Source organism: Isoptericola sp. b515 (assembly GCF_030588125.1).
Taxonomy (GTDB): Bacteria; Actinomycetota; Actinomycetes; order Actinomycetales; family Cellulomonadaceae; genus Isoptericola; species Isoptericola sediminis.
Map to the genome: position 1 here is coordinate 21,323 of NZ_JAUQYR010000001.1, position 24,429 is coordinate 45,751.

The window sequence follows — 24,429 nt, forward strand, 5'->3', positions numbered from 1 at the left end:
ACGGTGCACCTCTGGGAGGATGGAGCCATGTCCACGACGCTCGCCGACCTGGGCATCGACGTCGACCTGCGGGTGACGCCCTGGCACTACCCGGGCCCGGCCGCTCCCACGTCGGGCCTGCTGCACGACGGCACCTTCGGTGCGCTCCGGCACGACGGCGGCACCTGGGTCGGCGAGGACGGCACCTCCCTGGACGAGCTGCTGGGACGCGCCCGCGTCCCCGCGCGACGCCACCGGCACGCGGTGGTCGCCATCGGCTCCAACGCCGCTCCCGGGGTGATGCACCGCAAGTTCACCCGGCTGGGCGTGAGCACGACGGTGCCCATGCTGCACGGCGCGCTCTCCCACGTGTCGGTCGGGCACATCCCCCGCGTCAACCCGGCGGGCTACGTCGCCGCCGTCCCGCGCACGGCGCCCGACGTCCGCAGCGCCGTCGTCGTCTCCCTCCTCACGACGGAGCAGGTCGTGGCGCTGGACGTGACCGAGCACAGCTACGTCCGTCGCTCGGGCGCGGACGGCCTGCACCTGGCCGGGCACGACGGGCCGTGGTCCCTGTACGTCTCCACGATCGGCGCGATCTCCGGCGCCGACGGCGCGGCCGTGCCGCTGGGCACCCAGTCGGCGCTGTGGGACCTGCTCCACGTCGACGCCGAGCTGGCGGCGATGACGGGCCGGGGCGGTCACCGGGCGGTCGCCCGACGGCTCGCCGCCGACCGGTGTCGCCGTGACCGCGTGAGCCGCCACCTCCTCGAGCGCGGCCGGGTCACCGGGACCGGCCTGGAGTCGCTCGCGGCCGCGGCCTGAGGAGATCATCCCTGGTCAGACCTATCGCCCGGAGTGTCCGCCCCGCTACGATTCAGGCGTTTGAGACCGAATCGATCCAAGGACGCTCATGAAGATCGCTGTCGTCGGGGCCGGGTTCGCAGGACTGGCCAGCGTGAAGACCCTCCGCGAGTTCGGCCACGAGGTCGCCGTGTTCGAGAAGGCCCCCGACGTCGGCGGCGTCTGGAGCTCGACCCGCCGGTACCAGGGTCTGTTCACCCAGAACAACAAGGACTCGTACTCCTTCACCGACCTGCCCATGCCGAAGGACTACCCCGAGTGGCCCAGCGGTGAGCAGGTCCAGGCCTACCTCGAGCACTACGTCGCGGTGAACGACCTGGCCGGGTCGCTGCGGCTGTCGACCGAGGTCGTGCGCGCCGAGCTGACGGACGCCGAGGACGGCTGGCTGGTCACCGCGCGCCGCAGCGGCGAGGCGGTCGGCGACCCGGAGCGCTTCGACCACCTGGTGGTGGCCAACGGGATCTTCTCCGACCCCGTCATCCCCCGGTTCGAGGGGATGGCGCAGCTCCTGCGGGCCGGCGGGAAGGTCGTGGCCTCCGGCCAGATCGGGTCGGTCGAGGACGCCCGCGACAAGCACGTCGTGGTGGTCGGCTACGGCAAGTCCGCCTGCGACGTGGCGGCCGAGATCGGCCCCGTCGCCGCCTCGACCTCCGTCGTCGCACGCCAGCTGCTGTGGAAGCTGCCCAAGAAGCTGGGCAAGGCGCTGAACTACAAGTACCTGTTGCTGACGCGCCTCGGGGAGGCGCTGTTCCGCTACCAGACGCTCGACGGCTCGATGGAGCGTTTCCTGCACGGAGCGGGCGACCCGGTCCGGCGGTCGATGGTCTCCAGCGTCGGCACCGTCTCGCGCAAGCAGCTGCACCTGGACGAGCTGGGTCTGGTCCCGCGCGGCGAGTTCTCCGACATCGCCCGGTCGACGGTCTCCCTCGCCACGGACGGCTTCTACGAGCAGGTGGCCGACGGCACGATCGTCGTCCACCGGGACACCGAGATCGAGCGGTTCGCCACGGACGACGACGGCGCCCCCGTGGCCGTGCTCAGCGACGGCGACACCGTGCGCGCCGACCTCGTGGTGTGCGGCACCGGGTTCCACCAGCGCGTGCCGTTCCTGGACGCCGACCTGACCGCGCGGCTCCTCGACGACCGGGGCAACTTCCAGCTCTACCGGCAGGTGCTCCCCCACGACGTGCCGCACCTGACCTTCGCCGGGTACAACTCGTCCCTGTTCAGCCCGCTGTCGGCCGAGATGGCCGCCGTCTGGACCGCCGCCCACCTCGCGGGCGCGATGGACCTGCCCCCGGACGAGGTCCGGCGCGAGCACGTCGCCGACAGGGTCGACTGGATGGAGAAGCGCACCGAGGGCCGGCACGCCCGGGGCACGAACGTCATCCCCTTCTCCCTGCACCAGATCGACGAGATGATGCGCGACCTCGACGTCGACCTGCCGCGCCGGACCCGGGTGGCCCAGTGGCTGCTGCCGGTGGACCCGGGTGCCTACCGTCGGGTCGCGGACACGGTCCGGGAACGGGTCACGACGTCGGCCTGAGCCGCGGTCAGCGGAACCGGACCGGGAGCTCGCGCGGGTAGCGGAACCACGCGGAACGCACGACGGGCACCTGGTCCGGTTCCGTCGCCAGCTCGATCTCGTCGACGCGCGCCACGACGTGCCCGACGATCAGCCGGGTCATCAGCGGGGCGGTGCGGTGCGCCGGGCAGGCGTGCGCGCCCAGGCCCCAGGTGAGGTGGAACCGGGAGTCGACCTGCTCCCACGGGTCCACCGCCTGCACGGCGTCGTCCCCGTTGGCCGCCACCACTGCGGGCACGACCGCGTCGCCGGCGGCGATCGGCTGGCCGCCGAGCACCGTGTCCGTGATCGCGTAGCGCGGCAGCAGGTGCGGCATCGGCGGCTCCCGGCGGGAGATCTCGTCCAGTGCGTCGTCCAGGGACAGCCGCCCGCCGTGCAGCCGCGCGCCGAACGCCGGGTCGGCCACGACCCGACGGATCGCGCTCGCCGCGGCGGCGGTCGCGGCGTCGTGCGCGGTCCGGAACAGCGCGCCGACGGCGCCCATGAGCTCCAGGTCGTGCTGGTGGCGCGGGTCCGCGATGAGGGCCGAGGCGAGGTCGTCGCCGGGCTCGGCGCGCCGGCCGGCGACCATCGTGGCCAGCAGGTTCTCCATCTCGTCCGCCGCGTCCGGGGCGTCCTCGCCGCCGGCGCCGAGGGCGACGGTCAGCTCGTGCATCCGGCGGGCGTCGGCGAGGTTCATCCCCAGCAGGTCGGCGAGGACCCGGACCGGCACGTCGACGGCGTAGTCGGCGACCAGGTCACCCCCGCCGCGCGCCGCCAACCGGTCGAGGGCCGACGTGCAGGCCACGGTCACGGTGCGGGCGAGACGGCGCTCGTCGAGCGTCGCGAGCGCGTCCTGGACCGGCCCGCGCAGCCGCCGGTGCTCGGCCCCGTCGACGTCGAGGAGCGAGTCACGGGAGGCCAGGACGGCCCGGACCGGCGACCTCCAGGCGACCAGGCGTTCCTGCTCGTAGCGCCAGCGGCGGAACTCCCGGGTGAAGTGCACCTCGTCGCGCAGGAGGCTGCTGACCTCGTCGTAGCCGAGCGCGAGCCAGGCGGGCACCCCCGGTTCCAGGTCGACCGGGGCGACGGCACCCCACCGCGACCGCAGCGCGTCGTAGCGCTGGTGCGGGTCGGGTGCGCCCGCGAGATCGGCCAGCAAGGGCCGGTCCGCCACGTCCTCGAGGCGGACCACCCGTCCCGCGGCGGTGATGCTCATGCCGCCGCGGCCTGGCGTGCACGCTGCTCGAGCGCGTGGGCGACCAGCGTGGTGAGCGCCTGGACGGCCCGCGGGCGACCCCGGACGTCACCGCTGACCACGGGCGTGCCGGCCGGCAGGTCCAGCGCGGTGCGCACCTCCTCGACGCTGTGCCGCGGGGCGCCGGGGAACTCGTTGACGACGACGGTGAGCGGCAGCCGCGTGTGGTCCTCGAGCTGGTCCAGGACCTCGAAGCTGTCGGCGAGGTTGCGGGTGTCGACCAGCACCAGGACGCCCACCGCACCGTCCGCCAGGCCGGACCACAGGTCCCAGAAGCGGCGCTGCCCCGGGGTGCCGAACAGGTAGAGCGCGGTGTCACCGCCGACCGTGACCCGCCCGAAGTCCATCGCGACGGTGGTGGTGGACTTCTCCCCCGTGCGTCGGTCGACGCCGACGCTCGCCGTGGTGATGCTCTCCTCGGTGCTGAGCACCGGGATCTCGCTGACGGACTGGATCAGCGTCGTCTTGCCGACGCCGAAGGGGCCGACCACCAGCACCTTGACGGATCGCTTGACCGTCGCGGCGAGGTGTCGCGCCCGGGCCGGTGCGGTGCCGGCCGGGTCAGAGGCTGCGGAGTCCATCGAGCACCTCCTCGAGCAGCTCGGTGTCGGGCAGGTCGTGCGTCGCCGTCGAGCGCAGCGCCAGGAAGCCGCCGTCGAGCAGGTCGGAGGCCAGCACCGCCACCAGGCTCACCGGCAGACGCAGGTAGGCGGCGACCTCGGCCAGCGCCAGCGTCCCGCGGCAGGTGCGCAGCAGCGTGTGCTGGTGCCGGCCGGCGTGGCTCGGCAGCTCGCGCCCGTCGTCGACGGTGCACAGCAGCGTCTCCGGGCGCAGGGTGTTCCGGGTCGGGCGGGACCGCCCGCCGGTCAGGACGTACGAACGCACCGGGTGGTCGCGGTAACCCTCGGTGTCCATCGTCCGCCCCCCTCAGGCCCCGACCGGGTCCGTGCCGAGCGCCCGCTCGCCGATCATGAGCACCTGGGCCTGCATCTGCTGGGCGACCAGGCCCGGGTCGACGCCGGCGTCGGTCACCACGGCGAGCCGGGACCCGTCGCCGGCACCGCGGACGAAGAGGAACCCGCCGCCGAACTCGACCACGACCTGGCGCAGCCGGTCGCCCTCGCCGAACTCCCGGCCCATCGACAGCCCGAGCGCGACGAGGCCGGCGCAGGCCGCGGCGACCTTGTCGGCGGTGTCGGGGTCCGTGACGTCCGTGCGGACCTTGACCAGGCCGTCCGAGCTCAGCACGACGGCGTGCCGGACCCCGCGGACCCCCGAGACCAGGTCGAGCATCCAGCTGTCCGGGTGGTCGGTCGCGGGCGGCGTGTCAGCGCTGCTCTGCGTCGTCATCTGTCCTCCGAGGTCCCGTCGCGTCGGACGGATCATGGGTGTCCGTGTCCTGCAGCGGCGCTGCGTCGGTGGCGGCGAAGAAAGCGCCGATCCAGGCACCGGCCTCCTCGGCCGTCGGTTCCGGCGCCGGGGGCGCCGACGGTGCGGTGGAAGGTGCCTGGACAGAGGGGATGGCGGGGCCGCTGGTCGGGGTGCGGTCCGTGGCGGCGCGACGGGAACGGCGCTGCGGCAGCACGGGCGGGCCCGCGGAGGAGACCGGGTCGGAGGCGGACCGGGGGTCCGTCAGCGCCTCGGGGACGTCGGCGCCGACCGGTGCGGGGATCGGCGGCGGCTCGTCGACGCTCGCCGCGAGCACGTCGGGCACGTTGTCGACCGTCTCGGTGATCTCCTCCGGGATGCGGACGACCGCTCGCAGACCGCCGTAGACGGAGTCGGCGAGCTCGACCCGGAGGCCCAGCGAGCGGGCGTACGTCCCCACGACCGCGAGCCCGGTCTGCGGGACCTCGCCCAGGTCGGAGATCGTGATCTCGTGCTCGCCGGCCGCGATGCGCCGCACGCGGTCCAGCTCCCGCGGGTCCATGCCCACGCCGCAGTCGTCGATCTCGATGACGGCGCCGCGCTGCACCTGCCGGATCACGACGAGCACCTGGGTGTTGGGCGGGGAGCACTGCGTGGCGTTGGCGAGCAGCTCGGCGATCACGTGGATCAACGGCTCGACGGCCCGACCGGTCACCGCGAGCCCGGGGTCGCCGGAGACCTCGACGCGCCCGTACGCGGTGATCCTCCCGGCGGCCCCGCGGACCACGTCCGGCAGGGCGAGCGGGGCGTCCCAGGCCTGGCCCGGCCGGCGCTGGCCGCAGAGCGCGACGAGGCTCTGCGCCTGGCGGGCGTGCTGGGCGGCCGCGTGGTCGACACGCATGGACGTCTCGAGGACGTCGTGGTCGGCCGCGTGCCGCTGCGCCATCCGGGTGGCCTCTTCCTGGATGCGGTGGGCGGACGCCTGCACCTTGCGGCTCAGGGCGATGACCGCCGTCTCCACGGCGGCACGCTCATCGGCCCGCTCCGCCTCCAACGCCTCCGCGGCGCGCCGGGTGTCGTCGAGGTGGCGGGACGTCCGGTCCAGGGCGGCCGCGAGCTCGTCGCGCTCGGCGGCGAGCGCACGGAACGCGGCGTCCTCACGGCGTGCCGCCCCCGACAGCAGGACGGCGGCGAGGACCGGCAGCAGCAGCGCGGCGGCGCCCACGACCCACACGGACCAGCCGGGACCCCGCTGGCCGAGCAGCGGCAGGGCCGCGATGCACAGCACCATCGCGGCGACGCACACGGCCGCCAGGACGCGACCCATCACGGGCGGTCTGACTGAGGTCGTCGTGCTCACCGCACCCCCCGGTCGGCAGGATGGCGGGTTCCGCGAACCCCCCGGACGGACTGTGGGGGTGTCGGCCCCCTGACCAGGGTGTTTCTACCACAGGGGATCCGCGCGCGAAAGGGCGCCCCACCGTCGGGCGGACGACACCGGGATAGGGTCCCCGCATGAGTGCCGACCCGCTCCCGCCAGCCGCCCGTCCCGACGCCCCGGACCCCGACACCGACCCGTTCGCCTGGCTGGAGGACGTCGTCGGCGACGAGTCGCTCGACTGGGTCCGGCAGCGCAACGAGCACGCCCAGCAGGCGCTCGGCGGGGCGGACCTGACCAGGACGCGAGCGGCGGTCCGCGAGGTGCTGGACTCGGACGACCGCATCCCCGCGGTGTCCCTGATCGGCGACCACCTCTACAACTTCTGGCGCGACGCCACGCACGAGCGCGGTCTGTGGCGTCGCACGACGCCGGACTCGTACCGCAGCGAGGACCCTGCGTGGGAGACGGTCCTCGACCTCGACGCCCTGGCGGAGGCCGAGGACGAGTCGTGGGTCTGGCACGGCGCCTCGGTGCTGCGCCCGACCCCGGAGCAGCTGGCGGCCGGGGAGCCGTGGCGCCGGGCGCTGGTCGACCTGTCCCCCGGCGGGTCGGACGCCGACGTGACGCGGGAGTTCGACCTGGTCGAGAAGCGGTTCGTCCCGGTCGCCGACGGCGGGTTCCACCGCCCCCTGGCCAAGGGCGGGCTCGCGTGGGCGGACGAGGACACCGTGTACGCCTTCACCGACCTCGGCGAGGGCACCACGACGTCGTCCGGCTATCCGCGCACCGTCGTGCTCTGGCGCCGCGGGACGGAGCTGACGTCGGCCCCGGTCGTCTACGAGGGCTCCACCGACGACATGGCCGTCATGGGCAGCCGCTCGCGCACGCCCGGCTTCGAACGCGACCTGCTCCGCCGGTCGATCGCGTTCTACCGGTCCGAGACGTACCTCGTCGAGGGCGTCGGGACGCCCGACCAGGAGCTCGTGCGCCTCGACGTGCCCCTCAGCGCCGAGACGGGTCTCCATCGCGAGTGGCTGACGATCGAGCTGCGCGAGGACTGGGAGGTCGACGGCCGCACCTACCCCGGCGGCGCCCTGCTCGCCGTCGTGCTCGACGACTTCCTCGCCGGCTCGCGGGACCTCACCGTGCTCTTCGAGCCCACCCCGTCGACGTCGCTCGTCGGCGGTGCCTGGACGCGGCACCACCTCGTGGTGACGGTCCTCGAGGACGTCGCGCACTCCGCGTACACCCTCACCCCGCCGGACCTGGACGCCGGGGAGGACCCCCGGGCCCCCTGGGCCCGCGGCGACCTGCCCGTCGGGGGCGAGCTGCTCACCGTCGGTGTCCGGGCGGTCTCGGCCGTCGACAGCGACGACGTCTGGGTGACCCGCAGCGGGTACCTCGAACCCACGACGCTCGCGCTCGCCACCGTCGTCGGGCCCGGGCAGGAGCCGCGCGAGCCGGAGGCGCTGAAGACGGCACCCGCGTTCTTCGACGCCTCCGGGATGGTCGCCGAGCAGCACTTCGCGACCTCCGACGACGGCACCCGCGTGCCCTACTTCGTCGTCGGACGCTCCGACCTCGTGCGGCCGGCCGACGGGTCGGGGCCGGGGACGGCACCGACGCTGCTGTACGGGTACGGGGGGTTCGAGATCCCGCTGCTGCCCGGGTACTCCGGCACGGTCGGCCGTGCCTGGCTCGCCCGGGGCGGGGTGTACGTCGTCGCGAACATCCGCGGCGGGGGCGAGTACGGGCCGTCGTGGCACCAGGCCGCCCTGCGCGAGAAGCGGCACCGCGCGTACGAGGACTTCGCCGCCGTGGCCCGCGACCTCGTCGCGCGCGGCGTCACCACGCCCGAGCACCTCGGTGCGCAGGGCGGCTCCAACGGCGGCCTGCTCGCCGGGAACATGCTCACCCGGTACCCCGAGCTGTTCGGTGCCGTGGTCATCCAGGTCCCGCTGCTGGACATGCGGCGGTACTCCCACCTGCTGGCCGGCGCCTCGTGGATGGCGGAGTACGGCGACCCGGACGTGCCCGAGGACTGGGACTTCCTGCAGACCTTCTCGCCGTACCACCGGCACGACCCGGCACGGGAGTACCCCCCGGTGCTGCTCACGACCTCGACGAAGGACGACCGGGTGCACCCGGGCCACGCGCGGAAGATGGCGGCGAAGATGCTCGCCGCCGGCCAGGACGTCACGTACTACGAGAACATCGAGGGCGGGCACGGCGGCGCGGCGAACAACGCCCAGGCCGCGCACATGGCCGCTCTCGCGTGGACGTTCCTGCGCGACCGGCTCTCCTGACGGGCCCGCGCGGCGGGCCGCCGGTCAGGCGTGCGGGACGATCGCCGTGATGAGGGTGCCGTCCGCACGGCGGTGACCCGCCAGCGCCCGGCGGCCCGGACGCCCGTGGCGCACGGGTCCCTGGCCGGCGAGCGGGACCGTCGCGGGCACCCCGGGACGGACCCTGACCTCCTCGCCCCGCACCGCGACCGTGACCTCGTCGCCCGACTCGGCCACGAGCTCGATCGATCCCGGCAGCACGGTCACCCGCAGCCGCGTGCCCTTCCAGGTCAGGCGGTACCTCAGGGACTCCCAGCCGCGCGGCAGCCGCGGGTCGAACGTCAGGTCGCCGTCGTGGTCGCGCATGCCGCCGAACCCGCTGGCCAGGACGGCCCACGTCCCGCCGGCCGAGGCCACGTGCACACCGTCGGCGGCGTTGCCGTGCAGGTTCGCGAGGTCGACGTAGAGGGACGACAGGAAGTAGTCCAGCGCCAGCCGGTGGTACCCGACCTCGGCCGCGATGATCGACTGCGCGACGCCGGACAGCGTCGAGTCCCCCGTCGTCAGCGGGTCGTAGTACTCGAAGTTGGCGAGCTTCTGCGCGGGGGTGAACAGGTGGCCCTGCAGGACCATCGCGGCGACGACGTCGGCCTGCTTGAGCACCTGGAAGCGGTAGATCACCAGCGGGTGGTAGTGCAGCAGCAGCGGCCGCCGGTCGCGCGGGGTGCGGGCCAGGTCCCAGATCTCCCGCTCGAGGAAGTGCGAGTCCTGCGGGTGGATGCCGACGCCCTCCTCGAACGGGATGGCCATCCGCTCGCCCGCGCGCGCCCACTCCATCGGCTCCGAGGGCTCGAGCCCCAGCCGCTTGACCAGGTGCTCGTACTCGTCGGGGTCCTCCCTGCGCAGGGCACCCACGACGTGCGCCGCGGCGCGGAGGTTGAAGCGGGCCATGACGTTCGTGAAGAGGTTGTCGTTGACGACCGTCGTGTACTCGTCCGGGCCGGTGACACCGTGGATGTGGAAGAGGTGGTCGCCGTTGGCACGCCAGAACCCCAGGTCCGCCCACAGCCGGGCGGTCTCCACGAGGATGTCCACGCCCTCGCGGTGCAGGAAGTCCGTGTCACCCGTCGCCCGGGCGTACTGGAGCAGCGCATAGCTGACGTCGGCGTCGATGTGGTACTGCGCCGTGCCCGCCGCGTAGTAGGCCGACGCCTCCTCCCCGTTGATCGTCCGCCACGGGAACAGCGCACCGCGCTGGGACAGCTCCCGCGCCCTGCGGCGGGCGGCGTCGAGCATGTGGTAGCGGACACGGAGCGCGTTGCGGGCGAACCGCGGGCTCGTGTACGTCAGGAACGGCAGGACGTAGATCTCGGTGTCCCAGAAGTAGTGGCCGCCGTACCCCGACCCGGTCAGCCCCTTGGCCGGCACCCCGCTCCCCTCGCTGCGCGCCGTGGCCTGCGCGACCTGGAACAGGTTCCAGCGCACCGCCTGCTGGATCTCCTCCTGGCCGCCGACCTCGACGTCCGACCGCTCCCAGAAGGCGTCCAGCCAGGCCCGCTGGTCGGCGTACCGCGCCGCCAGCGCGCCGTCCGCCGCCCGGTCGAGCGTGCGCCGGCAGCGGTCGACCAGCTCGCGCGGCGGGACACCGCGCGAGGTGTGGTACGCGACGGTCTTCGTCAGGCGGATCGGACGTCCCGGCTCCGCCTGGACGCGGAACACGTGCTTGGCGAGGTCCTCCTCGACCTGGGTGCGGACGGTCCACTGGTTCTCGGTCTCGAACCGGTCGTCCGCCGCCACCGCGAGGGTCATCCCGGAGTTGGTGCACCGGTAGCCCAGCACGAGACGCTCGTCGTCGCCCCACTGCGCACGGGGCTGGAGCACCCGGCCCCGGAAGTCCTCCGCCTTGCGGGGGTCGAACCCCTCGCCGAGGGCGGCGGAGCTGACGTGGTACTCGTCCTCCCCGTCCTGCCGGTTGAGGATCTGCGAGGAGATCGCGACCGGCGCGGCCGCGTCGAGGAGGGTCACCTCGAAGGTCATGACGGCGAGGTGCCGTTCGACGAACGAGACCATGCGGTCCGAGCGCACCCGCACCAGCTTGCCCGACGGCGTGCGCCACAGCAGGTCGCGACGCAGCATCCCGTCACGCAGGTCGAGCGACCGCTCGTACTCGAGGAGGTCGGCGACGGACAGCAGGAGCGGCTCGTCGTCGACGTAGAGCCGGATGACCTTGGTGTCGGGCACGTTGACGATGGTCTGGCCCACCTTGGCGAACCCGTAGGCCTCCTCGGCGTGGCGGATCGGCCACGTCTCGTGGAAGCCGTTGACGAAGGTCCCGTGCGCGAAGGACTCGCGCCCCTCCTCGACGTTCCCGCGCATGCCGAGGTAGCCGTTCCCGACGGCGAACAGCGTCTCCGTCGTGCCGAGGTCCTCGTCGGAGTACCTCGTCTCGACGAGGCGCCACGGTTCCGCGGGGAACCGCTGCCGGTCGACGGTCCTCTCCTCGTCAGGGGTCTTGAAGCTCACGCCGCACCCCGGGGGCTGGGTCCGTCGAGCACCGAGGCGTCGACCTCACCCAGGTCGGCCACGACGAGGTCGGCGCCGTGCTCGCGCAACGCCTCGGCGCCCACTCCGCGGTCGACCCCCAGGACGAGGCCGAAGGGTCCGGCGGCGCCGGCGCGGACGCCGGAGATCGCGTCCTCGACGACGACCGACTCCGCCACGGGGACGCCGAGCAGCTCGGCGGCGCGCACGTAGGTGTCGGGCGCCGGCTTGCCCGCGATGCCCTCCCGGGTCGCCACGTTGCCGTCGACGACCACGTCGAACCGGTCGGCCAGGCCCGCGGCGGCGAGCACGGCCGGCGCGTTCCTGGACGACGAGACGACGGCGACCCGCGCACCCGCGCCGGTGACGGCGTCCAGGAACCGCACCGAGCCGGGGTACGGGTCGACACCCTCCTCGACGAACATCCGGTTGACGATCTCGTCCTTGCGGTTGCCGAGCGCGCAGACCGTGTCCTCGCCCGGGGGGTCGTCGGCCGTGCCGTGCGGGATCCGGACACCCCGGGACGCGAGGAACGTCGCGACACCGTCGTAGCGGGGCTTGCCGTCGATGTGGGCGAAGTAGTCGGCCTCGGTGTAGGGCTCCAGGCCGTGGGCCGTGGCGTAGGGGGCGAAGAGCCGCTCCCACGCCCGCATGTGGACCTCGGCCGTCGGGGTCAGGACCCCGTCGAGGTCGAAGAGCACGGCACGCAGGGCGGGCATCCGGGGTCCTTCGGGTCGGCACGGGAACCGGCCGGCCCCCACCCCAGGTTATCGGCACCTGGGGCGCGAACCGCCGGTGAAGCACGCCGCGCACGCACGGGACAGGGCACCGGCTCGTGGTCCGGTGCCCTGCCGGGACGTGCGGGGGGCGTCGTGGTCAGCGACCGAGCGAGGTGTACCCGCCGTCGGACTTCCGCGCCTCGGCAGCCGCCTTCTGGGTGGTGCCGTAGTAGGCCGCGACCATGATGTCCTTCATGTCCTGCAGCATCGGCAGCCGCGGGTTGGCCGGTGCGCACTGGTCCTCGTAGGCCCGCATCGCCAGCGTGTCGAGCCCGCCGATGAAGGCCTCCTCGGCGACACCCTGCGCCCGGAACGACGGCTCGATGCCGATGCTCCGCGTCAGCTCCTCGACCGCCCGGGCGTAGGACTCGACGCCCTCGGCCGGGGTGGCGGCCGGCAGCCCGAGGTGCTTCGCGATCTGCTGGTACCGCTCCGGGGCGACGTACCGCTCGGCCTTCGGCCAGCCGGTGACCTTGCCCGGCATGAGGCCGTTGTAGCGGATCGCGTGCGGCAGGAAGATCGCGTTGGTGCGCCCGTGCACGAGCTTGAACGTGGCACCGACGGTGTGCGACATCGCGTGCACGATGCCGAGGAACGCGTTGCCGAACGCCATGCCCGCCATCGTCGCGGCGTTGTGCATCTTCTCCCGCGCCTCGATCGCCTCGCCGCCCTCGAGGACGGAGGTGCCGATGTTCTCGAACACCAGCTTGATCGCGTGCAGCGCCAGGCCGTCGGTGAAGTCGTTCGCGTAGACGGACACGAAGGCCTCGGTGGCGTGGGTCAGCGCGTCCATGCCGGAGTCGGCGGCGAGCTTCGCCGGCATCGTGGCGGTGAGCACCGGGTCGACGATCGCCACCGACGGGGTCAGTGCGTAGTCGGCCAGCGGGTACTTGAACCCGGTCGAGTGGTCGGTGATCACGGCGAACGGGGTGACCTCCGCCCCGGTGCCCGAGGACGTCGGGATGCAGACCAGCTGGGCCTTCTCGCCGAGCTCCGGGTACCGGAACGCCCGCTTGCGCACGTCGAAGAACTTCTCGCGCAGGTCGCTGAAGGCCACCTCGGGGTGCTCGTACTTGAGCCACATGACCTTCGCGGCGTCCATCGGCGAACCACCGCCGATCGCGATGATCGTGTCCGGGCGGTGGTCACGCATCAGCAGGGCACCGCGCTCGACCGTCTCGACGCTCGGCTCGGGCTCGACGGTGTCGATGATCTGCACGGCGACCTTGTTCGCGCGGCGCTGGAGCACGTCGAGGATCTTGTCGACGATCCCGAGGGACTGCATGACGCCGTCGGTCACCACGGTGACGCGCTCGACGTCCGGCATGTCGACCAGGTACTGGATCGCGTTGGGCTCGAAGTACGTCTTCGGCGGCACCTTGAACCACTGCATGTTGTTGTTCCTCCGCGCGACCCGCTTGATGTTGACGAGGTTCACGGCGCTGACGTTGTTCGACACCGAGTTGTGCCCGTAGGAGCCGCAGCCCAGCGTCAGCGACGGGATGAGCGCGTTGTAGATGTCCCCGATGCCGCCCAGGGCGCTGGGCTGGTTCCACAGCACCCGCACCGCCTTGACGGCGTGCCCGAACCGCTCGGCGAGCCCGGCGTCCGTGGTGTGGATCGCCGCCGAGTGGCCGAGACCGTCGAACTCGACCATCTGCTCGGCGAGGCGGACACCCTCGTCGGTGCTGCGCGAGCGCAGCACGGCGAGCACGGGCGACAGCTTCTCGCGGCTCAGCGGCTCCTGCGGCCCGACGCCGGAGATCTCGGCCAGGAGCACCGAGGTGTCCTCCGGGACCTCGAAGCCGGCCTGCTCGGCGATCCAGGCCGCCGACCTGCCGACGGCGGCGGCGTTGAGCTTGGCACCGCTGCAGGCGGCCGTGTCGGCGCAGGCGCCGAAGAGGTACTCCTCGAGCCGGGCCTTCTCCTCGGGGGAGGCGACGTGGGCGTGCATGGTCCGGAAACCGTCCATCACCTCGTCGTAGACCTCGTCGTCGATGATGACGGCCTGCTCCGAGGCGCAGACCACGCCGTTGTCGAAGCCCTTGGACAGGACGACGTCGTTGACGGCACGGCCGATCTTCGCGGTCTTCTCGATGTAGGCGGGGACGTTGCCGGCGCCGACGCCGAGGGCGGGCTTCCCGGCGGAGTAGGCGGCGCGCACCATGGCGTTGCCGCCGGTGGCCAGGATCAGCGAGACGCCGTCGTGGTGCATCAGCGCGCTGGTCGCGGCGAGGCTGGGCTCGGTGACCCACTGGATGCAGTCCTCGGGCGCGCCGGCCTCGATCGCGGCGTCGCGCACGATCCGGGCGGCCTCCGCGGAGGAGCGCTGGGCGTTGGGGTGGAAGGCGAAGATGATCGGGTTGCGCGTCTTGAGGGCGATGAGGCTCTTGAAGATCGCGGTCGACGTCGGGTTGGTGACCGGGGTGATGCCGGCGACGACCCCGACGGGCTCAGCGATCTCGACGATGCCGCGCAGCTCGTCGCGCGCGACGACCCCGACCGTCTTGAGCTCGGCCATCGAGTGGGTGACGTGCTCGCAGGCGAAGATGTTCTTGGTGGCCTTGTCCTCGAAGACACCACGCCCGGTCTCGTCGACCGCGAGCTGGGCCAGGTTGCCGTGCTCCCGCAGCGCCGCGACCGACGCCTTCTTGACGATGTGGTCGACGTCCTCCTGCGTCAGCGTCGCGTAGGCCGCCAGCGCCTTGAGCCCGCGCTGGACCATCGCGTCGACGGCGACCTCCGGCGCCGGGGGCTCGACCGTCGGGACGTCGGTCGGCGTGACCTCCGGTGCGGCGCTGGTCGTGGTGGTGTCGGTGCTCATGTCGCCCTCCCCTGAGGGGCTGTGGCCGTTCCTCGGCCTCCGGATCTGACAAGTGAAGACTTTCACAAGATGTGGTCAGACCACAAGTCGCCCAGGGCGAGAGACAGGACACATCCGCAGGTCAGATGGCTGAGGCAACCATCTGCGAGGGGTGGCGCGGGGTCAGTCCGCGGCGCGCTCGGCGAGCGCCTCGGCCACCCGGCCCAGGTTCGCCAGTCCCGCCCGGTGGTCGTCCACCGAGCCGGGGGTGCGCCGCGGGGCCGCCAGGACGGTGACCGACTCCAGCCCGGCGGCGGGCAGCCCGATGCGGCGCCACGGCTCGGCGACGAGCCGCACGAGACCGCCCAGCTCGGGGCCTGCGCACTGCGACACCCTGGCCGGGGGCAGGCCCGCCCAGAGCCCGACCTTGCGCTCGGTCGCCCGCGCCACGAGCTCCCAGGCACGTTCGTTCCAGCCCTCGGGGGCGACGTCGGCCAGGTCCAGACCGATGGCGTCGGCTCCGGCGAGCACCACGGGCGGGATCCCCACCCACGTGCCGCCGAGGTGGACGACGACCCGGGCACCGGCGTCGTGCACCGCCTCGACCACGGGGCGCAGACCCTCCACGATGTCCGGACCGGGCACCCCGCGGAGGCGCGAGAAGCCGGAGAAGGTCGGCAGCACGCCGGCGTGCACCTGCCCGAGCAGCGGCTCGGCGAGCTGCACGACGACGTCCGCGCCGGGCACCTGGTCACGCACCTGCGCGACATGGTCGGCCAGTCCCACGGCCAGCGCCTCGGTGAGGGCCGCCCGCCCGCCGACATCGGCCAGCACCCGGTCGCCCCGCGCGGACCACAGCTCGGCGGCGAGGGTCCACGGGCCCGTCACCTCGACGGCCAGCGGCCCCGTGTACCCGTGCCCGGTGATCGCCAGGGTGGCGAGGTCCTCGGCCAGCAGGGACCGAGCGCGGCGGGCGTCGACGCCGTCGTGGTCCGCGAGCTTCCAGCCGTGCGGGCCGAGCTCGACGGCGTGCTCGGCCAGCAGCAGCGAGGTCCGGGCGGTCGCCCCTGCGCCGGGACCGCGGCCCGTGAGCTGGACGAGGAAGGGGATCGGCTCGACGCCGGTGGGCAGGTCGGCGAGGTCCCCGAGCACGGTCTGCTGGGCCTCGAGCACGTCGCGCTCTCCCCCGGGCCAGGGCCCGTGCCCGCTGACCGCCGTCACGCGTGCACCACGGTGGCCGTGGGTGTGGCCGACGCGGCGGTGTCTCGGCGCGCGCCGGAGACGGTGCCCTGGCCCAGCACCTGCGTGCCGCGGTAGACCACGATCGACTGCCCGGACGCGATCCCGCGCAGCGGCTCGCCGAGCCGGACCTCCAGGCCCGCCGCGCCGTCGGACGTCGCCCGGACCTGGGCGGGGACCGCCCGGCCGTGGGCGCGCACCTGGACGGTGACGTCGGTCCAGTCGTTCGGGGCCGGGACGAGCCACGTCGCCCGGCCCGCGTCGATGTGGTCGACCGTGAGCAGCTCGGAGGGGCCGACGACGACGGTGTTGGACTCGGTGTCGACGTCGACGACGTAGCGGGGCTTGCCGTCGGCGGCGGGGCGGCCCAGGCCGAGGCCCTTGCGCTGGCCGATCGTGTAGGCGAAGGCGCCGCGGTGCTCGCCGACGACGGTGCCGTCGGTGTCCACGACCTCGCCGGGCTTCTCGCCGAGGCGGTCGCGCAGGAACCCGCGGGTGTCGCCGTCGGCCACGAAGCAGATGTCGTAGGAGTCCGGCTTGGCGCTGACCGAGAGCCCGCGGCGCTCGGCCTCGGCGCGCACCTCGTCCTTGGTGGCGAAGTGGCCCAGCGGGAACACCGAGCGGGCGAGCCGCTCGGGGCCCATGACGGCGAGCACGTAGGACTGGTCCTTGGCGTCGTTCGGCGAGCGGTGCAGCTCGGGGCCGTCGGGGCCGTGCTCGATGCGCGCGTAGTGGCCGGTGGCCACGGCGTCGAAGCCCAGCGCGGTGGCCTTGTCGAGCAGCGCGGTGAACTTGATGTGCTCGTTGCAGCGCACGCACGGGTTGGGCGTGCGGCCGGCCGAGTACTCGGACAGGAAGTCCGCGACGACGGTCTCCTCGAAGGTCTCGGACAGGTCCCACACGTAGTACGGGATGCCGAGCACGTCGGCGGCGCGGCGGGCGTCCCCGGCGTCCTCGATGGAGCAGCAGCCCCGCGACCCGGTGCGGAACTGGTCCCGGTTGCGGCTCAGGGCCATGTGCACCCCGACGACCTCGTGCCCGGCCTCGACGGCGAGCGCGGCGGCGACGGCGGAGTCCACTCCCCCGGACATGGCGGCCAGGACCCTCATGCGGCACCTCCGGTCAGCGGGCGGGTGGAGACCAGACCCGCGGCACGGGCGCGGTCGGCGACCTGGGGCAGCGCCTCGAGCAGCCGGTCGACGTCGGCGCGCGTGGACGTGGCGCCCAGGGAGAACCGTAGGGCACCGCGGGCGTCGGCCTCGGCGACCCCCATCGCGAGCAGCACGTGGCTGGGCTGGGGCACCCCGGCCTGGCAGGCCGAGCCGGTCGACGCCTGCACCCCGGCGGAGTCGAGCAGGTACAGCAGCGAGTCCCCCTCGGCGCCCGGGAACGTGAAGTGCGCGTTGGCCGGCAGCCGGGCCGGGCCGCCCGAGGCCGTGGTGGCGGCCGGGTCGGGGCCGCGCAGGACGGCGTCGGGCACCACGGAGCGGACGCCGTCGACCAGGGCGTCGCGCAGCGCGGCGAGGCGCTCGGCACGCTCGGCGCGGTGGGTGACGGCGTCGTGCAGGGCGACCGCGAACGCGTGGATGGCGGCGCCGTCGAGCGTGCCGGACCGCACGCCGCGCTCCTGGCCGCCGCCGTGGGAGACGGCCTCCAGCGGCAGGTCGCGGCGGGCGAGCAGCGCCCCGACGCCGACCGGTCCGCCGAGCTTGTGCCCGGTGACGGTCAGGGCGTCCACGCCGGAGGCGGCGAACCCGACCTCGACCTGGCCGACGGCCTGGATGGCGTCGGTGTGCACGGGGACGCCCTGCTGGTGGGCCAGCCGGACGACCTCGCGGATCGGCTGGACGGTCCCGACCTCGTTGTTCGCCCACATCACCGAGACGAGCGCGATCTCCTCGGGGGCGTTCGCGAGCTCGGCCTTGAGCGCGTCGAGCTCGATGCGGCCCTCGTCGTCGACGTCGAGCAGCGTGATCTCGGCCCCGGCGTGCCCGGCGAGCCAGAAGGCCGGGTCGAGCACGGCGTGGTGCTCGACGGCGGAGATCAGCACGCGCCGTCGGCGCGAGTCCTGGGTGCGACGCCCCCAGAAGATGCCCTTGACCGCGAGGTTGTCCGACTCGGTGCCACCACCGGTGAAGATCACCTCGCTGGGGCGGGCGTCGAGGGCGGCGGCGACGGTCTCGCGCGACTCCTCGACGGTGCGCCGGGCGGAGCGGCCGGCCGAGTGCAGGGACGAGGCGTTCCCGGTGCGGGAGGCCTCGGCGACGTACGCCTCGAGCGCCGCCGACGACATGGGTGTCGTCGCGGCGTGGTCGAGGTAGGCGCCGGGCGCCCGGGGGTCTGTCACGGTCATCAAGTCTACGAACCGTGACGCCCCCGTCCCGCATTCCGCGAATCAGGACCGATCACGCCGGGTCAGGGCACTTTTCCGCGGGTCAGGACAGATCTTCGCGGGTCAGGACAGATCTCCGCGGGTCAGTACCGGTCCTGGCGAGTCAGGGGCCCTTCTCCGGCCACCGCTGACGGATCCGCACGGGCCGGGCCCTGACTCGTGCGGATCCGCCCTGACTCGGCGAGGCGTGTCCTGACTCAGCGGCCGCCGCGGGGCTCGCGGAAGGGGCCGGGCCCCTGGTGCTGCCCGCGCGGCGTCTCCCCGACACCGGCCGGGAACACCTGGATCGTGGACGGCCGCGGCCCGCGCCAGGCACCGGCCGGGACCGTCTCGCCGTCGGCCAGGTAGTCCGGGAAGTACGACGTCTGCGCGCCCCAGCTGCCGTCGTCGCCCGGGTGCTGGACGTTGACGTACGCCATCGAGTCCCGCACGTCGACGACGGGACCGCAGGTCTCGGCGCTGCGCGGCACGGCGAGGAACTGCTCGACCCGGCCCCGCTGCGCGCCGTCGAGCGTCACCTTGAACAGGCCGTCGCTCTTCTGGATCGACGACGGCTGGCCGTCGGTGGAGATCCACAGGTTGCCGTCGGCGTCGAAGGCGACGTTGTCGGGGCAGGAGATCGGCGAGACCTTGTCGGCCGGGAAGCCGGAGAAGTAGGTCGAGTCGTTGACCTCGGGGTCGCCGGCCACGATGAGCAGGTTCCAGGTGAACGTGGTGGCCGTCTGGTCGCCGCCGTCCTCGATGATCTCCACGACGTGGCCGTCGCGGTTCGACCCCCGCGGGTTGGCCTCGTCGACGCCGGGGTAGCCGTCGCGAGCGCGGTTCGAGTTGTTGGTGCAGGCGACGTAGATGCGGCCCGTGAACGGGTTCGGCTCGACGTCCTCGGGGCGGTCCATCTTGGTGGCACCGACGGTGTCGGCCGCCACGCGGGTGAAGACCAGCACCTCGGCCAGCGACATCCCGTCCACCTGCGACTCGCCGTCGAGCACCAGCGGCAGCCACTCGCCGGTGCCGTCGAAGGCGCCGTCGGAGGGCACCGCGCCCGAGCCGTCGATCTCCGAGGCCGGGGAGTCGCCGTCGAAACGCGCGACGTACAGGTCGCCCGAGGACAGCAGGGTCTTGTTGTGCTCGCGGGCGGCGGCGCTGTTGCCCTCGCGCATGCGGTCGGTCGAGACGAACTTGTAGACGTAGTCGAACCGCTCGTCGTCGCCCATGTAGACGACGGCGCGCTTGTCCGCGGCCAGGATGACGTTGGCCCCCTCGTGCTTGAACCGGCCGAGCGCGGTGTGCTTCACCGGCGCGGCCGTCGGGTCGTACGGGTCCATCTCGACGACCCAGCCGAAGCGGCGGTTCTCGTTCTCGTAGCCGGGGTTGTTGCCGTCGAACCGCGGGTCGTCCAGCTCCCAGCCGTAGCGGGTGGCCGTGTTGCGCAGGCCGTAGCGGGCGTCGCGCGCGTCCTGACCGTTGACGCGCAGGTACCCGTGGAAGTTCTCCTCGCCGGAGACGACGGTGCCCCACGGGGTCGTGCCGCCGGCGCAGTTGTTCAGCGTCCCGTAGACCTTCGTGCCCGTGGGGTCGGCGACGGTCTTGAGCAGGTCGTCGCCGGCGGCGGGGCCGTCGATCGTGAACGCGGTGCCCAGGTGGATGCGACGGTTCAGCGGGGCGATGCGGGAGTACTCCCACGGGGTGCCGGTTCTGTCACGGGTCACCTCGACCACCGACATGCCGTGCGCGGCCCGCTCGATGGCCCGCCGCGTCGCGGCGTCGTAGGAGGCGTCGAACATGATGTCCGGGTTGGTGTACTCGTGGTTGGCCACGAGCAAGCCCTTCGTCCCGCGGCGGGTCTCGACCATGGACCGGATGTGCTGCGGGTCCTCGGGCAGGATGTCCAGGTAGTCGCAGTTGTAGCCGAACTGCCGGGCCTGCTGCTCGGGGGTCTGGTGCGCGGGGTCGAACGCGCGTCCGCCCGGCAGGATCGGGTCGCCCCACCGGATGATCGGCGACCACGCGTAGCCCTCGGGGACGACGACGGCGTCCTGCTCCATGGGCTGGGCGGCGATGGCGCCGAACGCGAGGCCCTTGACCGGCTTCTTCCCCGCGACGGAGGCCGCAGCGGGCGGGGCGCCGAGGGCCTGGGCACCGACGACGACGGCCGCCGCCGCAGCGGCAGCACCGCCGAGCATCACGCGGCGGCTCAGCGCCCGCGAGGCGATGTCACGGAAGTACTCGTTGGCGCTGAGGTTCGGCGCGGGGTGCGCGCAGGCGTCGGCGCACTTGAACCGGCACGTCGCCGCGGCACGCTTGCCGCGGGCGTAGTGGGGCGTGGCCACCACGGGCAGCTGCGGCCGGGACTCGGGCGTGATCGTCATCAGGGCTCTCCTGGGCAGAGGGGGCATGACCAGCCCTGACGCTAGGAACGCTGCGTGGCGGGACGGCGTCAACCACCTGTCACCAGGGTAAACAGCGGATGAGTGCCCGGGGTCAGCCGAGCGAGGCCACCCACTCGCTGGAGCCGTCGGTGAACCCCTGCTGCTTCCAGATCGGCACCTCGGCCTTGAGCTCCTCGATGAGGTCGCTCGCGGCGGTGAAGGCGCCCTGGCGGTGCCCGGCGGCCACGGCGGCGACGACCGCGACGTCCCCGACCTGCAGGTCCCCGGTGCGGTGCACGACGGCGGCGCGCACGGTGTCGCCGGTCACCGCGGCCGTGCGGGTGGTCACCCGCTCGGCGACCTCGTGGAGGATCTCGGCGGCCTGCGGGTGCGCCTCGTAGTGCAGGGCGGTCACGCCGCGGCCCTCGTCGTGGTCGCGGACGTGCCCGACGAACGTGGCCACCGCCCCGCAGGTGTCGTCGCGGACGAGGTCGCTCAGCTCGACCAGCAGGCCGTCGAGCGGGGTGTCCAGGACGTCGGCGCGCAGGACGGTCGCCCGGTCCGTCGCCGTGGCGGCCTCGCTCGCGACTCCTGCCTCACCACCGTCCGCCGCGGTCGTACCCTGTGTCACGGCGTCGTACCCGGCGGGTGCGACCCCGTGACGGACGGTACGACCGGGCGCGACTTCGTGGTGGTGGCCGTGGCCATGACCCTGGGGGTGTCCGCCGTCGTGGTCGCGGCCGGCGAGCTGGTCGACGGCGTGCGGCAGCACGTCGGCGAGGGCGTCGAGGCCGTCGACCACTCCCCCGACCGACCCCGGCAGGTTGACGATCAGGGTGCGGTCGGCGACCCCGGCGATCCCGCGGGAGAGGGCGGCACCCGGGACGGCCTTCTTCGCCGGGTCCGTGGGCGCCAGCGACCTGGCGCGCACGAGCTCGGCGATGCCGGGCACCTCACGGTCCAGCACGGCACGGGTGGCCTCGGGGGTGGCGTCCGTCGGCGAGATCCCCGTCCCGCCGGACGTGACGATGACGTCCGGGGCGGCGTCGTCCCCCTCGACCAGCTCGAGCAGGGCGTCCCGGACAGGTTCGCCGTCCGGCACGACGACGACGGGCAGCACCTCCCAGCCCCGGGCGGTGAACCACTCGGTCGCTGCCGGTCCGGAACGGTCCTCGTAGACGCCGGCGGCGGCGCGCCCCGAGGCGACGACGATCGCGGCTCTCATGCCTGCTCCTCCCGGGTCCAGTCGCCCGACTTCCCGCCGGACTTGGCGACGACCTCGATGTCGGTGAGGACGGCGGCCTTGTCGACGGCCTTGATCATGTCGTACAGCGTGAGCCCGGCAACGGTGACGGCGGTCAGCGCCTCCATCTCGACACCGGTGCGGCCGGTGGTCTTCACGGTCGCGGTGATCTCGACGGATCCGGAACCGTCGTCGGCCGGGGTGATGTCGAGGTCGACGCCGGAGAGCGGCAGCGGGTGGCACAGCGGCACGAGGTCCGGGGTGCGCTTGGCGCCCATGATCCCCGCGATGCGGGCGGTCGCGATCGCCTCGCCCTTCGGCAGGTCGCCCGACGCGATCCGGTCGACGACGTCGGCCCGGGTGCGCAGCACGCCCCGGGCGGTGGCGCGGCGTTTCGTGACGTCCTTCGCGGTGACGTCGACCATGTGGGCGGCGCCGTCGTCGCGGTAGTGGGACAGGTCGCTCATCGGATCTCCCAGTAGTCGACGTCGTCCCCCGCGTCGAGGTGCGCGACGCCGGGCGGTACGTGTACCAGCAGCGTAGCCATCGCGAGGTGGGCCAGGAGGTGGGATCCCGGCCCGCCGACCATCTCGACCCGGCCGTCGGCGTCGAGGCGGCCCCGGCGGACCTGGTGCAGGTGCTCGGGTGAGTCGATCGCCTCGGCGAGCGGCGCCCGGCCGCGGGGCCGGTGGGCGGGGACGGCGCCGGTGGCCTCGGCGAGCACCGGGCGCAGGAACAGCTCGAAGGAGACCAGGGCGCTGACCGGGTTGCCGGGGAACGCGACCAGCGGCACGTCGCGCGGCGCCGTCGGGTCGCGCACCGCGATCGTGCCGAGTCCCTGCGGCCCGCCGGGCTGGACGGCGACGTGGCCGAACCAGGCATCCGCGAGGGTCTGGCGGACCACCTCGTACGCACCGGCGGAGACACCGCCGCTGGTGACGACGAGCGCGACGTCGTCCGGCGGCTCGGCCAGGGCCGCACGCAGCGCGGCCGGGTCGTCCGGGACGACCCGGTGCGTGACGCGGCACCCCACCTCGGCCAGGGCGGCGGTCAGGGCGGCGCCGTTGGCGTCGTAGAGCTGTGCCGGGCCGAGCGGCTCGCCGGCCGCGACGAGCTCGGACCCGGTGGAGATCAGCAGCACGTGCGGCGGCTCGGCGACCTCGACCTCGGTGACGCCCGCGGCGACGAGGACGCCGAGCTGTGCCGGACCGAGCCGGGTGCCCGCGGGGACGACGACGTCACCGGCGGCGACGTCGGAACCCGCGCGGCGGACGAAGGTGCCCGGCGCCACCGGTGCGCTGAACCGGACCGTCGCTGCCATGCCGGGCTCGGGAAAGGCCGGCGGGTCGGCCTCCTCGATCTTGATGACGGCATCGGCGCCGTCAGGGATCGGGGCACCCGTCATCACGGGGGCCGCGGTGCCGGGCGTGAGAGGTGGCGGCTGCGTGCCCGCCGGGACCGGCGCCCCGACCGGCAGCTCGACCGGGTCCGACGGGGTGGCGTTGGCGAGGTCTGCGGCGCGGACCGCGTACCCGTCCATCTGCGAGTTGTCGAAGCCCGGCAGGTTGATCACTGCAACGGCATCGGCAGTCAGGAATCGCGGCGCCTTCCCTACGCCTGGCCGCTGGACGGCAAGGAGTCCCGTCAACTGAACCGTCGAGCGCCGCGGGGCCTTTAGACCGGCACACACCGCCTCTCTGACGGCTCGTTGATGCCTCTCCACAGTCCGCCGGCCAGCCTCGTGATCCACAGGCAAAGCATACGAGCGCCACACACGCGACCCGAGGAGCACTCCTTCCCGGCAGTCGCCGCAAGCTGCCCGCGAGGCCGCAGATACACGACTCGCATGGAGTGCCATGATGGCCCTGCAAGATGCAGTCGAACACCAAAACTCAGATCGCTGATCGCGCATCTCGAACGATCCGCCAATGATTGGCCGCTGGCGAACTGAAGAGGTCCTGATAGAGCAGACGCAGGCCGAATGCCTGCACTCAGCCCGCCGACTTTCTCCAGCGACACGAAAATCAAGCACCAGCCAATGCGCCTTGTGGGCCACCTATCATCACGCTAGCGCACGCCAGCTCGTCGGCCAAGACATGCCACGCCGCCGCGCGGACCGTCGCACTATTCATCTAGACTTTCGTCAGCATCCCGCCGGCGCCGGTAGGCAAGATATCCTGGCGTACCCTGCCCTTCGGGGGGTACCAGCACGCTGGGCCAGGCGAACAGGCCTTCGATCACCGCCCAGAGGCAAAAGAGCCCGGTGAACGCCAAAGTCACGACCAAAGCCTTGTCATACATGGGCAACACCGCTGGCCCCAAGATCCCGGTCCAACCCAGGAGCAATCCCCACGTCAGCATGAT

At 73.2% G+C, this 24,429-nt stretch carries 18 protein-coding genes; 3 read left to right on the top strand and 15 right to left on the bottom strand.

The window, feature by feature from the left end; genetic code table 11:
• Nucleotides 1-27 precede the first annotated feature (27 nt).
• Together Q6350_RS00055 and Q6350_RS00060 are read left to right on the top strand one after the other, a co-directional pair.
• Entirely contained in the window at nt 28-804 is a 777-nt protein-coding gene (locus Q6350_RS00055; protein ID WP_305064598.1) for a hypothetical protein, read from the top strand.
• Between the two features lie 88 nt (nt 805-892).
• On the top strand, nt 893-2,389 hold the full coding sequence (locus tag Q6350_RS00060) for an NAD(P)/FAD-dependent oxidoreductase (protein WP_305064600.1): 1,497 nt from the start codon (nt 893-895) through the stop codon (nt 2,387-2,389).
• A gap of 7 nt (nt 2,390-2,396) precedes the next feature.
• On the opposite strand, the gene Q6350_RS00065 is transcribed toward Q6350_RS00060, so the two are convergent.
• The 5 genes from Q6350_RS00065 to Q6350_RS00085 are packed head-to-tail and all read right to left on the bottom strand — an operon-like array spanning nt 2,397 to nt 6,360.
• Nucleotides 2,397-3,626, bottom strand: a complete 1,230-nt coding sequence (locus Q6350_RS00065; protein WP_304602358.1) for a hypothetical protein — start codon at nt 3,624-3,626, stop codon at nt 2,397-2,399.
• Nucleotides 3,623-4,246 (bottom strand): ATP/GTP-binding protein, encoded by a 624-nt coding sequence (locus Q6350_RS00070; protein ID WP_171245553.1) that lies wholly within the window; start codon nt 4,244-4,246, stop codon nt 3,623-3,625. Before Q6350_RS00070 ends, Q6350_RS00065 begins: the two co-directional genes overlap by 4 nt.
• Nucleotides 4,227-4,580 (bottom strand): DUF742 domain-containing protein, encoded by a 354-nt coding sequence (locus Q6350_RS00075; RefSeq protein ID WP_171245552.1) that lies wholly within the window; start codon nt 4,578-4,580, stop codon nt 4,227-4,229. The genes Q6350_RS00070 and Q6350_RS00075 overlap by 20 nt, the downstream gene beginning before the upstream one ends.
• Nucleotides 4,581-4,592: 12 nt before the next feature.
• Nucleotides 4,593-5,015: a roadblock/LC7 domain-containing protein gene (locus Q6350_RS00080; protein WP_216077205.1), complete on the bottom strand. Its 423-nt coding sequence runs from the start codon at nt 5,013-5,015 to the stop codon at nt 4,593-4,595.
• Nucleotides 4,993-6,360, bottom strand: a complete 1,368-nt coding sequence (locus Q6350_RS00085) for an ATP-binding protein (protein WP_305064604.1) — start codon at nt 6,358-6,360, stop codon at nt 4,993-4,995. The genes Q6350_RS00080 and Q6350_RS00085 overlap by 23 nt, the downstream gene beginning before the upstream one ends.
• Before the next feature lie 188 nt (nt 6,361-6,548).
• On the opposite strand from Q6350_RS00085, the gene Q6350_RS00090 reads away from it, so the two are divergent.
• Nucleotides 6,549-8,720: a prolyl oligopeptidase family protein gene (locus Q6350_RS00090; protein WP_305064606.1), complete on the top strand. Its 2,172-nt coding sequence runs from the start codon at nt 6,549-6,551 to the stop codon at nt 8,718-8,720.
• A 24-nt stretch (nt 8,721-8,744) separates the two neighbouring features.
• Here Q6350_RS00090 and Q6350_RS00095 read toward each other — a convergent pair whose 3' ends face one another.
• The 10 genes from Q6350_RS00095 to glp all read right to left on the bottom strand — a co-directional run bounded on the left by Q6350_RS00095 (nt 8,745) and on the right by glp (nt 23,857).
• On the bottom strand, nt 8,745-11,222 hold the full coding sequence (locus tag Q6350_RS00095; RefSeq protein ID WP_304602362.1) for a glycoside hydrolase family 65 protein: 2,478 nt from the start codon (nt 11,220-11,222) through the stop codon (nt 8,745-8,747).
• Nucleotides 11,219-11,959 carry an HAD family phosphatase gene (locus tag Q6350_RS00100; RefSeq protein WP_304606860.1) on the bottom strand — a complete coding sequence of 247 codons (741 nt, stop codon included), beginning with the start codon at nt 11,957-11,959 and terminating at the stop codon, nt 11,219-11,221. Before Q6350_RS00100 ends, Q6350_RS00095 begins: the two co-directional genes overlap by 4 nt.
• Nucleotides 11,960-12,116: 157 nt before the next feature.
• Nucleotides 12,117-14,843, bottom strand: a complete 2,727-nt coding sequence (adhE, locus tag Q6350_RS00105; RefSeq protein WP_304606859.1) for a bifunctional acetaldehyde-CoA/alcohol dehydrogenase — start codon at nt 14,841-14,843, stop codon at nt 12,117-12,119.
• A gap of 162 nt (nt 14,844-15,005) precedes the next feature.
• Entirely contained in the window at nt 15,006-16,043 is a 1,038-nt protein-coding gene (locus Q6350_RS00110) for a hypothetical protein (RefSeq protein ID WP_304606858.1), read from the bottom strand.
• Entirely contained in the window at nt 16,040-17,170 is a 1,131-nt protein-coding gene (mnmA, locus tag Q6350_RS00115; RefSeq protein ID WP_304606857.1) for a tRNA 2-thiouridine(34) synthase MnmA, read from the bottom strand. Before mnmA ends, Q6350_RS00110 begins: the two co-directional genes overlap by 4 nt.
• Nucleotides 17,167-18,414, bottom strand: coding sequence for a cysteine desulfurase family protein (locus tag Q6350_RS00120; RefSeq protein WP_304606856.1), 1,248 nt, complete (start codon nt 18,412-18,414; stop codon nt 17,167-17,169). The genes mnmA and Q6350_RS00120 overlap by 4 nt, the downstream gene beginning before the upstream one ends.
• A 236-nt stretch (nt 18,415-18,650) precedes the next feature.
• On the bottom strand, nt 18,651-20,822 hold the full coding sequence (locus Q6350_RS00125; RefSeq protein WP_305064608.1) for a PhoX family phosphatase: 2,172 nt from the start codon (nt 20,820-20,822) through the stop codon (nt 18,651-18,653).
• A gap of 112 nt (nt 20,823-20,934) precedes the next feature.
• Nucleotides 20,935-22,047, bottom strand: coding sequence for a molybdenum cofactor biosynthesis protein MoaE (locus Q6350_RS00130; protein WP_304606854.1), 1,113 nt, complete (start codon nt 22,045-22,047; stop codon nt 20,935-20,937).
• Entirely contained in the window at nt 22,044-22,532 is a 489-nt protein-coding gene (gene moaC, locus Q6350_RS00135; RefSeq protein WP_304606853.1) for a cyclic pyranopterin monophosphate synthase MoaC, read from the bottom strand. The genes Q6350_RS00130 and moaC overlap by 4 nt, the downstream gene beginning before the upstream one ends.
• A complete protein-coding gene (gene glp, locus Q6350_RS00140) occupies nt 22,529-23,857 on the bottom strand; it encodes a gephyrin-like molybdotransferase Glp (RefSeq protein WP_370375361.1) in 1,329 nt (442 codons plus the stop codon). The genes moaC and glp overlap by 4 nt, the downstream gene beginning before the upstream one ends.
• Nucleotides 23,858-24,429 lie beyond the last annotated feature (572 nt).

Bases quoted from the DNA above. Each gene is read 5' to 3' on its own strand.
- Q6350_RS00120 (WP_304606856.1), bottom strand. From the start codon at position 18,414: ATGACCGTGACAGACCCCCGGGCGCCCGGCGCCTACCTCGACCACGCC.
- Q6350_RS00085 (WP_305064604.1), bottom strand. From the start codon at position 6,360: ATGGGTCGCGTCCTGGCGGCCGTGTGCGTCGCCGCGATGGTGCTGTGC.
- Q6350_RS00060 (WP_305064600.1), top strand. From the start codon at position 893: ATGAAGATCGCTGTCGTCGGGGCCGGGTTCGCAGGACTGGCCAGCGTG.
- moaC (WP_304606853.1), bottom strand. From the start codon at position 22,532: ATGAGCGACCTGTCCCACTACCGCGACGACGGCGCCGCCCACATGGTC.
- Q6350_RS00100 (WP_304606860.1), bottom strand. From the start codon at position 11,959: ATGCCCGCCCTGCGTGCCGTGCTCTTCGACCTCGACGGGGTCCTGACC.
- Q6350_RS00055 (WP_305064598.1), top strand. From the start codon at position 28: ATGTCCACGACGCTCGCCGACCTGGGCATCGACGTCGACCTGCGGGTG.
- Q6350_RS00130 (WP_304606854.1), bottom strand. From the start codon at position 22,047: ATGAGAGCCGCGATCGTCGTCGCCTCGGGGCGCGCCGCCGCCGGCGTC.
- Q6350_RS00065 (WP_304602358.1), bottom strand. From the start codon at position 3,626: ATGAGCATCACCGCCGCGGGACGGGTGGTCCGCCTCGAGGACGTGGCG.
- Q6350_RS00125 (WP_305064608.1), bottom strand. From the start codon at position 20,822: ATGACGATCACGCCCGAGTCCCGGCCGCAGCTGCCCGTGGTGGCCACG.
- Q6350_RS00080 (WP_216077205.1), bottom strand. From the start codon at position 5,015: ATGACGACGCAGAGCAGCGCTGACACGCCGCCCGCGACCGACCACCCG.
- Q6350_RS00070 (WP_171245553.1), bottom strand. From the start codon at position 4,246: ATGGACTCCGCAGCCTCTGACCCGGCCGGCACCGCACCGGCCCGGGCG.
- Q6350_RS00090 (WP_305064606.1), top strand. From the start codon at position 6,549: ATGAGTGCCGACCCGCTCCCGCCAGCCGCCCGTCCCGACGCCCCGGAC.
- mnmA (WP_304606857.1), bottom strand. From the start codon at position 17,170: ATGAGGGTCCTGGCCGCCATGTCCGGGGGAGTGGACTCCGCCGTCGCC.
- adhE (WP_304606859.1), bottom strand. From the start codon at position 14,843: ATGAGCACCGACACCACCACGACCAGCGCCGCACCGGAGGTCACGCCG.
- Q6350_RS00075 (WP_171245552.1), bottom strand. From the start codon at position 4,580: ATGGACACCGAGGGTTACCGCGACCACCCGGTGCGTTCGTACGTCCTG.